The organism is Pseudomonas sp. CF161 (assembly GCF_000416215.1).
Taxonomy (GTDB): Bacteria; Pseudomonadota; Gammaproteobacteria; order Pseudomonadales; family Pseudomonadaceae; genus Aquipseudomonas.
This window is the reverse complement of sequence record NZ_ATLP01000125.1, coordinates 149,143-163,592: the sequence shown is the minus strand read 5'-3', so window position 1 is coordinate 163,592 and position 14,450 is coordinate 149,143. Positions and strand designations below refer to the sequence as shown.

Annotated in this window: 10 protein-coding genes; 6 read left to right on the top strand and 4 right to left on the bottom strand. The window is 62.8% G+C overall.

The window, feature by feature from the left end; genetic code table 11:
• The first annotated feature begins 132 nt into the window (after positions 1 to 132).
• The 4 genes from xdhA to guaD are packed head-to-tail and all read left to right on the top strand — an operon-like array spanning position 133 to position 6,157.
• A complete protein-coding gene (gene xdhA, locus CF161_RS29905) occupies positions 133 to 1,587 on the top strand; it encodes a xanthine dehydrogenase small subunit (RefSeq protein ID WP_020300375.1) in 1,455 nt (484 codons plus the stop codon).
• Entirely contained in the window at positions 1,580 to 3,979 is a 2,400-nt protein-coding gene (gene xdhB, locus CF161_RS29900; protein WP_020300374.1) for a xanthine dehydrogenase molybdopterin binding subunit, read from the top strand. The genes xdhA and xdhB overlap by 8 nt, the downstream gene beginning before the upstream one ends.
• A gap of 7 nt (positions 3,980 to 3,986) precedes the next feature.
• Complete coding sequence (gene xdhC / locus CF161_RS29895; RefSeq protein ID WP_020300373.1) at positions 3,987 to 4,829, top strand: xanthine dehydrogenase accessory protein XdhC; 843 nt, start codon at positions 3,987 to 3,989, stop codon at positions 4,827 to 4,829.
• A gap of 23 nt (positions 4,830 to 4,852) precedes the next feature.
• Positions 4,853 to 6,157, top strand: coding sequence for a guanine deaminase (gene guaD, locus CF161_RS29890; RefSeq protein WP_020300372.1), 1,305 nt, complete (start codon positions 4,853 to 4,855; stop codon positions 6,155 to 6,157).
• A gap of 92 nt (positions 6,158 to 6,249) precedes the next feature.
• Here guaD and CF161_RS29885 read toward each other — a convergent pair whose 3' ends face one another.
• A complete protein-coding gene (locus CF161_RS29885; protein ID WP_020300371.1) occupies positions 6,250 to 7,083 on the bottom strand; it encodes a hypothetical protein in 834 nt (277 codons plus the stop codon).
• 347 nt (positions 7,084 to 7,430) lie between these two features.
• Positions 7,431 to 8,195, bottom strand: coding sequence for a GntR family transcriptional regulator (locus CF161_RS29880; RefSeq protein WP_020300370.1), 765 nt, complete (start codon positions 8,193 to 8,195; stop codon positions 7,431 to 7,433).
• A 320-nt stretch (positions 8,196 to 8,515) separates the two neighbouring features.
• Between CF161_RS29880 and CF161_RS29875 the strand changes: the two genes are divergently transcribed.
• Positions 8,516 to 9,706, top strand: a complete 1,191-nt coding sequence (locus tag CF161_RS29875) for a benzoate/H(+) symporter BenE family transporter (protein WP_020300369.1) — start codon at positions 8,516 to 8,518, stop codon at positions 9,704 to 9,706.
• 168 nt (positions 9,707 to 9,874) lie between these two features.
• On the opposite strand, the gene CF161_RS29870 is transcribed toward CF161_RS29875, so the two are convergent.
• A complete protein-coding gene (locus tag CF161_RS29870; protein WP_020300368.1) occupies positions 9,875 to 10,219 on the bottom strand; it encodes a YggL family protein in 345 nt (114 codons plus the stop codon).
• Positions 10,220 to 10,452: 233 nt separating this feature from the next.
• Between CF161_RS29870 and dacB the strand changes: the two genes are divergently transcribed.
• Positions 10,453 to 11,913 (top strand): D-alanyl-D-alanine carboxypeptidase/D-alanyl-D-alanine-endopeptidase, encoded by a 1,461-nt coding sequence (dacB, locus tag CF161_RS29865; RefSeq protein WP_020300367.1) that lies wholly within the window; start codon positions 10,453 to 10,455, stop codon positions 11,911 to 11,913.
• 45 nt (positions 11,914 to 11,958) lie between these two features.
• Here the strand turns inward: dacB and CF161_RS29860 are convergent, their stop codons facing one another.
• Positions 11,959 to 14,358 carry a diguanylate cyclase gene (locus CF161_RS29860; RefSeq protein ID WP_043230884.1) on the bottom strand — a complete coding sequence of 800 codons (2,400 nt, stop codon included), beginning with the start codon at positions 14,356 to 14,358 and terminating at the stop codon, positions 11,959 to 11,961.
• Between the last annotated feature and the right edge of the window lie 92 nt (positions 14,359 to 14,450).

The window sequence follows — 14,450 nt, the reverse complement described above, 5'->3', positions numbered from 1 at the left end:
TTGGCCATACTTGAATTGTTGATCGCCAAAAATTCCTGACCCATAGGTCAGAAATTCATTGACCGAAAAGTCAGATCTGACTAAATTCGGCCCACAGCGATTAACAACAATAATGAGTCTGCGAGGCCTTCCGTGATCCAGTTTTTACTTAACCAGAAGCTGTGCAGTGAGCACGTCCTGGACCCGAACCTGACCGTGCTCAATTACCTGCGCGAACACTTGGGCAAACCCGGCACCAAAGAAGGCTGCGCCAGTGGCGACTGCGGCGCCTGCACGGTGGTGGTCGGCGAATTGCAGACGGACGCCACAGGCGTCGAGCGAATCCGCTATCGCAGCCTCAACTCGTGCCTGACCTTTGTCTCGTCGCTGCATGGCAAACAATTGATCAGCGTCGAAGACCTCAAGCATCAAGGCCAGTTGCACAGCGTGCAGAAGGCCATGGTCGAGTGCCATGGCTCGCAATGCGGCTTCTGCACCCCGGGCTTTGTCATGTCGCTGTTCGCCCTGCAAAAGAACAGCGACCAGCCAGACGCGCACAAGGCCCACGAAGCCCTGGCCGGCAACCTGTGCCGCTGCACCGGCTATCGACCGATCCTGGCCGCTGCCGCGCAAGCCTGCGACGGCGAGCAGCCGGACCAGTTCGACGCTGGCGAAAGCGACACCATCGCCCGCCTCAAGGCCATTGCCCCCCGTGACACCGGCGAACTCAACAGTGGCGACAAACGCTGCCTGGTGCCGCTGACCGTCGCCGACCTGGCCGACCTCTATGACGCCTACCCCCAGGCCCGGTTGCTGGCCGGTGGCACCGACCTGGCGCTGGAGGTCACCCAGTTCCACCGCACCTTGCCAGTGATGATCTACGTCGGCAACGTTGCAGAAATGAAGCGCATCGAACACTTCGACGACCGCCTGGAAATCGGCGCCGCCACCGCCCTCACCGACTGCTACGAGGCGCTGAACGCCGAGTACCCGGACTTCGGCGAACTGCTGCAGCGCTTCGCATCCCTGCAGATCCGCAACCAGGGCACCCTGGGCGGCAACATTGGCAACGCCTCGCCCATTGGTGACTCGCCGCCGCTGCTGATCGCCCTCGGTGCGCAGATCGTGCTGTGCAAAGGCAACACCCGCCGCACCCTGGCCCTGGAAGACTATTTCATCGATTACCGGGTGACCGCGCGCCAGGAAAGCGAGTTCATCGAGAAGATCATCGTGCCCCGCGCCAGCGCCGAGCAGCTGTTTCGCGCGTACAAGGTCTCCAAGCGCCTGGATGATGATATTTCCGCAGTCTGCGCCGCCTTCAACCTGCGCCTGGAAAACGGCACGGTGGTCGACGCCCGCGTGGCCTTCGGCGGTATGGCCGCCATCCCCAAGCGCGCCAAGCACTGCGAAGCCGTGCTGCGCGGCGCGCCCTGGAACACTCACACCGTGGAACGCGCCTGCGCCGCCCTGGCCGAAGACTTCACTCCGCTCTCGGACTTTCGCGCGAGCAAGGAATACCGCCTGCTCAGCGCCCAGAACCTGCTGCGCAAATACTTTATCGAGCTGCAAACACCGCACATCGAGACTCGGGTGACCGCTTATGTCTAATCATCACAAGGTCGAGAAGACCCAAGCCGAACTCGCCGCCCTGTTCCAGCAGGACCTCACCACCGGCGTCGGGCGCAGCGTCAAGCACGACAGCGCCGACAAGCACGTGTCCGGCGAAGCGCAGTACATCGACGACCGGCTGGAGTTTCCCAACCAGTTGCACGTGTACGCCCGGCTCTCGGACCGCGCCCACGCGAAAATCCTCAGCATCGACACCACGCCCTGCTACGCCTTTGCCGGTGTACGCATTGTCATCACCCATCAGGACATTCCCGGGCTCAAGGACATCGGCCCGTTGCTCCCGGGCGATCCGCTGCTGGCCATCGATGATGTGCAGTTCGTCGGGCAGCCGGTGCTGGCCGTCGCCGCCAGGGACCTGGACACCGCACGCCAGGCCGCCATGGCCGCGATCATCGAATACCAGGACCTGGAGCCGGTGCTGGACGTGGTCGAGGCCCTGCGCAAGCGCCACTTCGTGCTCGACAGCCACACCCACCAGCGCGGCGACTCGGCCCATGCGCTGGCGACCGCCGAACACCGGATCCAGGGTTCGCTGCACATCGGCGGCCAGGAGCACTTCTACCTCGAGACCCAGATTTCTTCGGTGATGCCCACCGAAGACGGCGGCATGATCGTCTACTGCTCCACGCAAAACCCCACCGAAGTGCAGAAGCTGGTGGCCGAAGTGCTGGACGTGTCGATGAACAAGATCGTGGTCGACATGCGGCGCATGGGCGGCGGTTTTGGCGGCAAGGAAACCCAGGCCGCCAGCCCGGCGTGCCTGTGCGCGGTGATTGCGCACCTCACCGGCCAGCCGACCAAGATGCGCCTGCCGCGGGTCGAAGACATGCTGATGACCGGCAAGCGTCACCCGTTCTACATCGAGTACGACGTCGGCTTCGACAGCAACGGCCGGCTGCACGGGATCCAGCTGGAACTGGCGGGCAACTGCGGCTGCTCGCCGGACCTCTCGGCATCGATTGTCGACCGAGCCATGTTCCATGCCGACAACTCGTACTACCTGGGCGATGCCACCATCAACGGCCATCGCTGCAAGACCAACACCGCGTCCAACACCGCCTACCGGGGCTTCGGCGGCCCGCAAGGCATGGTCGCCATCGAAGAAGTCATGGATGCCATCGCCCGCCACCTGGCGCTGGACCCGCTGGCGGTGCGCAAGGCCAACTACTACGGCAAGACCGAGCGCAACGTCACCCACTACTACCAGACCGTCGAGCACAACATGCTCGAGGAAATGACCGCCGAACTGGAAGCCAGCAGCCAGTATGCCGAGCGCCGTGAAGCGATCCGCCGCTACAACGCCAACAGCCCGATCCTGAAAAAAGGCCTGGCGCTGACCCCGGTCAAATTCGGTATTTCCTTTACCGCCAGCTTCCTCAACCAGGCCGGCGCGCTGATCCACATCTACACCGACGGCAGCATTCACCTGAACCACGGCGGCACCGAAATGGGCCAGGGCCTGAACACCAAGGTCGCGCAGGTGGTGGCAGAAGTGTTCCAGGTGGAAATGGACCGGGTGCAGATCACCGCGACCAACACTGACAAGGTGCCCAACACCTCGCCGACCGCTGCCTCCAGCGGTGCCGACCTGAACGGCAAGGCGGCGCAGAACGCGGCCGAGATCATCAAGCAGCGCCTGGTGGAGTTTGCCGCGCGGCAGTACAAGGTCAGCGAAGAAGACGTGGAGTTCCACAATGGCCACGTGCGGGTGCGCGACCACATCCTGACCTTTGAAGCCCTGATCCAGCAGGCGTATTTCAATCAGGTCTCGCTGTCGAGCACGGGCTTCTACAAGACCCCGAAAATCTATTACGACCGCAGCCAGGCCCGCGGCCGGCCGTTCTATTACTTTGCCTTCGGCGCGGCCTGCGCCGAGGTGATCGTCGACACCCTGACCGGCGAATACAAAATGCTGCGCACCGATATCCTGCACGACGTCGGCGCCTCCCTGAACCCGGCCATCGATATCGGCCAGGTCGAGGGAGGGTTTATCCAGGGCATGGGCTGGCTGACCATGGAGGAGCTGGTGTGGAACGCCAAGGGCAAACTGATGACCAATGGCCCTGCCAGCTACAAGATCCCAGCCGTGGCCGACATGCCCCTGGACCTGCGGGTCAAGCTGGTGGAAAACCGCAAGAACCCGGAAGACACGGTGTTCCATTCCAAGGCCGTGGGCGAGCCGCCGTTCATGCTGGGCATCGCCGCCTGGTGTGCGATCAAGGATGCCGTGGCCAGCCTCGGCGACTATCGCCAGCAGCCGAAGATCGACGCCCCGGCGACCCCGGAGCGGGTGTTGTGGGGCTGCGAGCAGATGCGCCAGCTGAACGCTGCAAAAGCGGTGCAACCCGAAACCGAACTGGCTTCGCTCTGAGGTGACCATGAACAACTGGATCAGCGCCCTCGCCGACCTGCAGCACCAGGGGGAACCCTGCGTGCTGGTGACCATCATCGAAGAGCTCGGCTCCACGCCGCGCAATGCCGGTTCGAAGATGGTCATCAGCGCGGCGCACAGCTTCGACACCATCGGCGGCGGCCACCTGGAATACAAAGCCATGCAGATCGCCCGGGACATGCTCCTGCGCGGCCAGCAGAACACTCACCTGGAGCGCTTCAGCCTCGGCGCCAGCCTTGGCCAGTGCTGCGGCGGGGTTACCGTGCTGCTGTTCGAACCCATGGGCCAGGTGCAGGCGCAGATCGCGGTATTCGGCGCCGGCCACGTCGGCCGCGCCCTGGTGCCGCTGCTGGCGAGCCTGCCATGCCGGGTGCGCTGGATCGACTCAAGGGAGCAGGAGTTCCCGCAACAGATCCCCCACGGCGTGCGCAAAATCGTCAGCGAAGAGCCCGTCGATGAAATTGCCGAGCTACCGGTGGGCAGCTATTGCATTGTCATGACTCATAATCACCAGCTCGACCTGGAACTGACCGCCGCGATCCTCAAGCGCAACGACTTTGCCTACTTCGGCCTGATCGGTTCGAAGACCAAACGCGTCAAGTTCGAACACCGCCTGCGCGACCGCGGTTTCGACAGCGGCGTGCTGCAACGCATGCGCTGCCCAATGGGCCTGGGTGAGGTCAAAGGCAAGTTGCCGGTGGAAATCGCCATCTCCATCGCCGGCGAAATCATCGCCACCTATAACGCCAATTTCGGCCAGCACAGCGCCAGCGCCGAACCCATTGCCAAACTGCTGCCGGCTTCGCGCCGCAGCCAGGCTTCAAACTGAAAAACCACTGATTGAGAATCTCCATGCCTCTGACACGCAAAGCCTACCGGGCCGCCATCCTGCACAGCATTGCCGACCCCGCCGTGGTCGGTATCGAAGCCTCGTACGAGTACTTCGAAGACGGCCTGCTGGTGGTCGAAAACGGCCAGATCAGCGCCCTGGGCCACGCCAGCGAACTGCTCGCCCACCTGCCTGCCGATATCGAAATCAACCACTATCAGGATGCCCTGATCACCCCGGGTTTTATCGACACCCACATCCACCTGCCGCAAACCGGCATGGTCGGTGCGTACGGCGAGCAGCTGCTGGACTGGCTCAACACCTACACCTTCCCCTGCGAAAGCCAGTTCGCCGACCAGGCCCACGCCGATGAAGTCGCCGATATTTTCATCAAGGAACTGCTGCGCAACGGCACCACCACGGCCCTGGTATTCGGCAGCGTGCACCCGCAGTCGGTGAATGCTTTCTTTGAGGCGGCGCACAAGCTCGACCTGCGGATGATCGCCGGCAAAGTGATGATGGACCGCAACGCCCCGGACTACCTGACCGACACCGCCGAATCCGGTTACCAGGAAAGCAAGACGCTGATCGAACGCTGGCACGGCAAGGGCCGCCTGCACTATGCGGTGACCCCGCGCTTCGCCCCCACCAGCACCCCGGAACAACTGACCCTGGCCGGCCAGTTGCTCACCGAGTACCCCGACCTCTACATGCAGACCCACATCAGTGAAAACCTGCAGGAGATCGAGTGGGTCAAGGAGCTGTTTCCGGAGCGCAAGGGCTACCTGGACGTGTACGACCATTACCAGTTGCTCGGCGAGCGCTCGGTGTTCGCCCACGGCGTGCACCTGTGCGACGACGAATGCGCGCGCCTGGCTGAAACCGGCTCGGCCGTGGCCTTTTGCCCGACCTCGAACTTCTTCCTCGGCAGCGGCCTGTTCAACCTGCCGATGGCGGAAAAGCACAACCTCAACGTCGGCCTGGGCACCGACGTCGGTGGCGGCACCAGCTTTTCGCTTCTGCAAACCCTCAACGAAGCCTACAAGGTCATGCAACTGCAAGGCGCACGTCTGAGCCCTTTCAAGTCGCTGTACCTGGCCACCCTCGGCGGCGCCCGGGCGTTGCGCCTGGAAGAGCGGATCGGCACCTTGCAACCGGGCACCGATGCCGACTTCCTGGTGCTCGACTACCACGCCACACCGCTGCTCAGCTATCGCCTGACGCAGGCCAGGAGCATCGCCGAAACCCTGTTCGTGCTGATGACCCTGGGCGATGACCGCACCGTGTCCCAGACCTACGCCGCCGGCCAGCTGGTCCACCAGCGCTAGGGGCCAAGGCAAAATCCCCCGTCCGGGATCAACCGGGCGGGGGATTTTTCATGGCTGCTCAGATGCACAGGGCGCCCTGTGCGCGCAGCGGGTCAGAAGGTCACTTCCAGATTCAGGGTCGGGGTCGAGGTGCGGGTTCCGCGTCCGCCGTCGACACCAAACTTGTTGTGCCAGTACTCGTAGCCCACGCCCAGGTAGAGGTTGGGCTTGACGTTTTTACCCGGCAGCACCGCCACCATCAGCGCCGTGCGGACCAGAGTTTCCGGCGCGGTGTCGCGGTAGTTGTAATCGTGGCCCTTCTCCCCGGTGTAGTTGATGAAACCCTGGAACTTGGCGCCGTGGCTGCCCACCTCGAACGGGCGCATCCAGGCCAGGTTCAGCAGGTAGGTGTCATCAAAGGTGTGATCCGGATCCTTGGCCCCGGGGATCCCGGAATGGTTGTTTTCCTTGTAGTACAAGAGGCTCAGGTCAAGCACGCCGACGGTGTTGAACTTCAGGGTCGGGCCGAACACCAAGGCGCGTTTTTTCGCCGAGCCCAGGTTGTTGTTGCGGCTGGCATCAAAACCCAGGGTCAGCGCGTAATCCTTGATCGCGCCAGTGCCCAGTGGCGTGTCGAAGACCCGTGAAGCGAAGAGTTGGTGGCGATAGACGCCATAGACTTCACTGCTGCCTTCGCGAGTGCCCTTGCGTGGGTCGTCATTGTCGGAAAGCAGCACGTCCAGGTGCAGGTAGTTGCTGCCGTACTGGTAGCCACTGGCGTGGGTGAAGCTGTAGATGCGCTTGCTGATGTAGTGCGGGTTGTTGGGGTTGGTGAACTCTTTGCCGTAACGAAACCCGACGCTGTTGTTCATCCATTCCACCGCCACCGCTTCCCCGGCGCCAATGATGCTCATCAGCAGGGTTGCGCCTTGAAGTGCCTTTCTCATTTTTATTATGTCCTGTGCCTGATACAGGCCCGGCCGGCTGCCGGGCAGTGCCTATCGAGCCCTGAACCACCAGGAAATAGAGGCGCGGCACCTTGGCCCCTGCCGCTACTGCCTGATCGGGACTCGACGCAAAAACTGTATACAAACAGCTACAAAATTGCACAAACAATTGATCACAACATTTCAAATAGTTTGCCAGCAGCGTTGAGATCCGCGACTGAGGGTAATTAAAACAAGGCGTTGCACGCAGCCGTCGCTGCGGCAAAAACGTGCACAGCGCTTTTCACCCGGCCAAAAAAATCCCCCGCCCCGGTCAACCCGGGCGGGGGATGTTTATCTCAGGTCAATCAGAGCTTGGCGGCAGCTCGACCCGGCTTTTTGGTTTGCAGCAGGTGCGAGAACACTGCGTGCAGATCGTCCGAAGCGCTTTCTTCGTCGAGGTTGAGCTTGCTGTCGATGTGATCCATGTGATGCATCATCAGGTTCACCGCCAACTCGCCGTCACGGGCTTCGATGGCATCGATCAACTGGGTGTGCTCATCGTAGGAACAGTGGGAGCGGTTGCCACTTTCATACTGGGCGATGATCAGCGAAGTCTGGGACACCAGGCTGCGCTGGAAGCTGATGAGCGGTGCATTTTTGGCCGCTTCCGCCAACTTCAGGTGGAACTCGCCGGAAAGACGAATACCCGCGCCGCGATCACCGCGCGAGAAGCTGTCACGCTCGTCGTTGACCATCTGCCGCAGCTCGGCCAACTGCTCGGCCGTGGCATGCTCCACCGCCAACTCGGTAATCGCCCGCTCCACCAGGCGCCGTGCAAGAAACACCTGCCGCGCTTCCTCGACACTGGGGCTCGCCACCACTGCGCCACGGTTGGGACGCAGCAGTACCACGCCCTCATGGGCCAGGCGCGATAAGGCGCGACGAATAATGGTCCGACTGACTCCGAAAATTTCCCCCAGCGCTTCTTCGCTCAACTTGGTACCGGGCGCCAGGCGCTGTTCGAGGATGGCCTCGAAGATATGTGCGTAGACAATATCGTCCTGGGTTCCGCTGCGACCGGCCTTGCCGGCTCGCGGTTGTTTCTTGAGGGGTTGCAACTGTTCGTTCATGGGCACTCGGGTCGGAAGGACTGCGGCGATTTGACGGTGACTGTAATACGGCACAGTGGGTCGCTGGCAAGTATCGCGTTAAAACAATGGCACATTGTACACAACCCATGGGGATCATTCGCAATAAGAGTTGAAAGCCGACCGCCAGGGCCTGACTGTACGGCTGTTTACGGTCGCGGCTGTATTGCAATGTCCGGTTACTTTTAAGTTTAGGCTTGAACTTCGGGTACCGGAACAGTGTTGTTGGTACTTCCGGCACCCTGGCTGCAACGGCCCGTTGTCTGCTTCTGCTCTTATCAAGAACAAGGAATTGCACCCCCATGTCCGACGCCTCCACCGCGCCCTTGCGCCCGCTGGCCGACACTTCGCCTTCGGCCATCGTCGCCGGCTTCATCGCCATGATGACCGGCTATACCAGCTCCCTGGTGCTGATGTTCCAGGCCGGCCAGGCCGCCGGCCTGAGCAGCGGGCAGATTTCCTCGTGGATCTGGGCCATCTCCATCGGCATGGCGGTGTGCAGCATTGGCCTGTCGTTGCGCTATCGCACGCCCGTCACCATCGCCTGGTCGACCCCGGGTGCGGCGTTGCTGATCACCAGCTTGTCCGGGGTGACCTACGGCGAGGCCATCGGCGCCTACATCACCTGCGCAGTACTGGTGACCCTCTGCGGACTGACCGGCAGCTTCGAGCGCCTGGTCAAGCGCATTCCGGCGTCCCTGGCGGCGGCGTTGCTGGCGGGGATCCTGTTCAAGATCGGCAGCGAGATCTTTGTCGCCGCCCAGCACCGGACCGGCCTGGTGCTGGGGATGTTCTTCACCTACCTGGTGGTCAAGCGCCTGTCGCCACGTTATGCCGTGCTCGCGGCGCTGCTGCTCGGCACCCTGCTCTCGGGCCTGATGGGCCTGCTGGACTTCAGCGGCTTCCACCTGGAAGTGGCGACCCCAGTCTGGACCACCCCGCACTTCTCCCTGGCGGCGACCATCAGCATCGGCATCCCGCTGTTCGTGGTGGCCATGACCTCGCAGAACATGCCGGGCATCGCCGTCCTGCGCGCCGACGGCTACAACGTACCGGCCTCGCCGCTGATTACCGCCACCGGCATCGCCTCATTGCTGCTGGCGCCATTCGGCTCCCACGGCATCAACCTGGCCGCCATCAGCGCTGCCATCTGCACCGGCCCCCACGCCCACGAAGACCGCAACAAGCGCTACACCGCAGCGGTCTGGTGCGGGATTTTCTACGGCATCGCCGGGGTCTTCGGCGCCACCCTCGCGGCCTTGTTCGCCGCCCTGCCCAAGGAGCTGGTGCTGTCGATTGCCGCCCTGGCGCTGTTCGGCTCGATCATCAACGGCCTGAGCATCGCCATGAGTGAGGTCAAGGAACGCGAAGCCGCGCTGATCACCTTTATGGTCACGGCTTCGGGGCTGACGCTGTTCTCTATCGGTTCGGCCTTCTGGGGAATCGTCGCCGGGGTCCTGACCCTGGCGATCCTCAACTGGCGCAAGGCCTGAGGCACTGGCGCACACGGCGGTCCAAGCGGGCCGCCATGGCCCTGATCAACGCCCACGGCACATCCCGGGATACAGGCCCGAGGCATTGACAGGATCAGTGGGGAAATCGAGACGCTGCCCAGGGGCAGCAACGAGTCAGCGGCCCGGACGGGCCGCCGACTCATGACATCAGGCTACCGGATTGATTGGCTTTTCCGGGTACCAGACGTCCAACAGCGGGCTGACTTCAACGCTGGTCAGCTCGGTGCGGGCCTTGAGCCAGGCTTCAACCTTGGCACGTTGCTCTTCGCTGACCGAACCGCGTTTGCTCAGGCAAACCAGGCCGAAGTCATCACCACCAACGTAGCCGAGGCCGTTGGCTTCCATCGCTTCTTTCAGGAAGGCTTCGAGGAAAGCGTCGATAGCCTCTTCACCCAGATCTTCTTTGAAATCCAGGTTCAGTTCGAAACCCAGCTCTTGAAATTCATCGACGCACAGCTTTTTGCGCAGACGCTGGGAACGGTTAGTAGCCATGGAACAATCCTCTTAAGTAATAACGGGCGGCACTTTAGCAGTTTAAGCAAGTGATTGCCTGACTCTATAGACGCGCGAGCAGGCCATTGGGAAAAAAATAGCGGATTAGCCGCCCGCCGCACGGCACAAGGCGCTATACCTTGGGGCATAATGCCGACACTTTCATGACCACCGAGGGAAGTTATCTTCATGCCCTCTTCTTTTCCCCCCTCGCCTGCAGGGTTTTATTTCAGATGATCAAATCTTTGCGTCCATTGCTTCTCGCCAGTTTTATCTTGCCCCTGGCCTTCACCGTCTCCGCAGCTCCCGTCAACACCACCCTGTCCCCCAAGGTTCAACAAGCCCTCAAAGCCAGCAAGCTGCAGGACAACGCCCTGTCGCTGGTGATGATCCCGCTCAACGGCCCCGGCACCCCGACGGTTTTCAACGCCGACGTCTCGGTCAATCCGGCCTCGACCATGAAGCTGGTCACCACCTACGCCGCCCTGGAAATGCTCGGCCCCAACCATCAGTGGAAGACCGAGTTCTACACCGATGGCACCCTCAGCGGCGGCATCCTCAACGGCAACCTGTACCTCAAGGGCGGTGGCGACCCGAAGCTGAACATGGAGAAACTCTGGCTGCTGATGCGTGACCTGCGGGCCAACGGCGTGCAGCAAGTCACCGGCGACCTGGTGCTGGACCGCAACTTCTTCGTGCAACCGCAACTGCCGGAATTCAATGACGACGGCAATGACGAAAACAAGCCGTTCCTGGTCAAGCCCGACTCGCTGATGGTCAACCTCAAGGCCCTGCGTTTTGTCGCGCGCAACGACTCGGGCAGGGTGCTGGTGTCGGTTGAACCGCCGATCGCCAAGATCCGCATCGACAACCAGGTCAAGGCCGCGCCCGGCAAGCAATGCACCGGCGACGTGCGCTACAACCCGGTGACCCAGGCGGACGGCAGTGTCACGGTCACCGTCAACGGCCAGTTGGGCGATGGCTGCAGCTCCCAGACCTACTTGTCGCTGCTCGACCATGCCACCTACACCGCCGGCGCCGTACGGGCGATCTGGCAGGAACTGGGCGGCAGCATCCAGGGCAAGGACCGCCTGGCCGCGGTGCCCAAAGACGCCAAGGTCCTGGCCCGAGCCTTCTCCCCAGACCTGGCGGAGATCATCCGCGACATCAATAAATACAGTAACAACACCATGGCCCAGCAGCTGTTCCTGAGCCTGGGCGCGCAGTACCGCAACGACGCCGATGGCGACGATGCCAAGGCCGCGCAGCGCGTGGTGCGCCAGTGGCTGGCGAAAAAAGGCATCACCGCGCCGCACCTGGTGATGGAAAACGGCTCCGGCCTGTCCCGGGCCGAGCGGGTCAGCGCACGGGAAATGGCCGGCATGCTGCAAGCCGCCTGGAGAAGCCCGTACGCCGCCGAGTTCATCAGTTCGATGCCGATTGCCGGCATGGACGGCACCATGCGCAAGCGCCTGAAACGCACCGCCATGTCCGGCGAAGCGCACATCAAGACCGGCACCCTGAACACCGTGCGTGCCATCGCCGGCTACAGCCGCGACAGCAACGGCAATACCTGGGCGGTGGTGGCGATTCTCAACGATCCGAAACCTTTCGGCGCCTCGTCGGTGCTGGACCAGGTGCTGCTGGACCTGTATCGCCAGCCAAAACTGGCGTCCGCCGCTTCGGACCTGTAAGCCGCCGCACCTGATGGGCCGAGGCCAGTACTCCGCCCATCAGGTTCAGGGCATCTCGCGCTCGACCCTGTCGCGCCCGGCCTGCTTGGCCGCATACACACCCGCGTCGGCCCGCAGCAGCAAGGCATCGGCGCCCTCGCCTTCACGCCAGCTGGCAATGCCGAAACTGGCGGTAACCACACCCACACTATCGATCGGCGAGCTGCGCAGGCTCTGCCATAACTCCTGAGCCAGGGCATATGCCCTGCCCCCATCGGTGCCGGGGCACAGCACCATGAACTCTTCGCCGCCCAGGCGGCAGAACACGTCACTGCGCCGCAGGCGATAGCGAATGCGCTCGCAGACGCACTTGAGTACCCGGTCACCGGCCCCGTGCCCAAACTGATCGTTGATCCGCTTGAAGTGGTCGATATCCAGCATGATCACCGCCAGATCGCCCGCCCCCCGGGTCACTCGCTCCATTTCGGCCTGCAGGCGCTCGTGAAAGTACCGCCGATTGTGGATACCGGTCAGCGAGTCGGTGACTGACAGCGCCCGCAACTCCTCCTCCACGCGCTTGAGATCGGAAATGTCCGAGATGTAGCCGTGCCATACCACACCGCCGCCGGGCAGGTTCTCCGGGGTCGCTGCGCCGCGCACCCAGCGCAGGCCGCGTCGGGGCAGGAGTACGCGGTATTCCTCCTGCCAGGGGCTGAGGTCCGTGGCCGAAGCCCGGATCGAGGCCCGCACCCGCGCCAGGTCCTCGGGGTGGATCCGATCGAACACCACGGCTGCATCCTGGTGCAGCAAATGGGGCTCGATCTCGTAGATCTCACGGATACCGTCGCTGGCGTAGCTGAAGCTGGCGTGCCCTGCGACTTCCATCTTGAATTGGTAGATCCCGCCCGGGACGTGGGCCGTGAGCTTTTTCAACAACTGATCACGGGCGGCCAGCGCCTCGTGGACCCGTTTGCGTTCAGTGATATCAATACAGATCGCCAGGTGACCGACCCACAGTCCATGCTCGTCGAGCACCGGGGTCGCGAGCATGTTCACCGCCAGCTGGCTGCCGTCACGCCGCACCAGGGTCCACTCGCGGGCGGCGTGGATACCCTCCTCCTCGGCCCCGGCCAGCATCGCCTGGGCCAGTGAGATGTGCTTGCCGTAATGCCGGCTGAACTGGCGCGCGCGGTCCGCAAGCTCCGTGGGCAGGTGCAGGCTTTCCAGGGTCAGCTTGCCCAGCACCTCGGCGCTGCTGTAACCGAGCATCTGCTCGGCGCCGGCATTGAAGGTGCTGATGGTGCCATGCAGGTCGGTGGCGATGATCGCCACCTGGGTCGCCGCATCCAGCACGCTGCGCAATTGGCCGTGGGTGCCACGCAACTCACGCTCCCGCGTGCGCAGCTCCTCGGTGCGCTGCTCGACCAGGCGCAACGCACGCTGGCGCTGGCTGACCAGCACATAGAGCAAGGCACTGAGCAGCACACTGAGCAACCCGCCAAGGACCATCAGGCTGCCCGCCGCTGAGTGATTGGCCACCAGAAACGCGGCACTGGGCCGGATATCCACCTGGTAATAGTGATCAGCCAGGCGCAGCAGCCGGGTTGCCAGCAGCGAGCTGTCGGCAGGGGCATTGCTCGACTCGTACAGGACCTCATGCCGGCCCTCGGTGGACAGGTCAAGTATGCGCACGGCCAGGTTGTCACTGGCAGGCTGCGGCAAGCCGTCGGCCACCAACTGCCGCATGCTGATGATCGCCAGGACGTAGCCGTAAGGCTCGGTGGTCGGCCTGCCGCTGGCGGAAAACCGGTTGACCGGCGCTACCAGCAATATGCCGTTGGCATAGGCCGGGTCGACGCTGACCAGGTGCAAGGGTTGGGACACCGCCATCCCGCCTTGGCTCCGGGCACGTTCCAGGGTGGCGCGACGCAGGGGCTGGGCCAGCAGGTCATAGCCCAATGGCGAGCCAAGCCAGCTTTGGGTCTGGCTGTAGAGCACCGGCACATATTCATCGCGCTCGGCGGCAGGCTCCAGCTCGCCGGCGGCGTTCAACTGGCGAATGGAAAAATCGCTGATGCCCTGCTCGCGCGCACTGCGCTCCAGCAACGGACGCTCGGCACGACTGACCCTGGGAGCCCAGGCATAGGCTTGAGTGCGGAGCAACAACGGCGCGGCGTAGCCATCGAAGTCCTGACGGGTGACCGCGTCGGAATTGGAGAAGAAGCGGCGCAATCCCTCGAGCCGCTGTTCCTGATCCTGAAAGCGCTCTTCAATCCGGCTGAAACGTTCCCCAGCCAGCAAGTGGAAGCGCTGGCGCAACTGTTGCTGGTACAGGTTGAGCGTCGACCAGGCCAATAGACCGGTCAATACACCTCCCGCCAGCAATGCCACGCCCGCGACCAACCAGGCCGAAACGTCTTCGCTGATGAAACCGAGAATTCTGGGGCGTACAACGCGTAACCGCATAAGCAGACTCACAACGCCGGAGGGGGCTTGGGGACCAAGCTGGCTGCGAGTCACTTATAGCTATTGGCCATTAATTTGACCAGTGCAAAAAC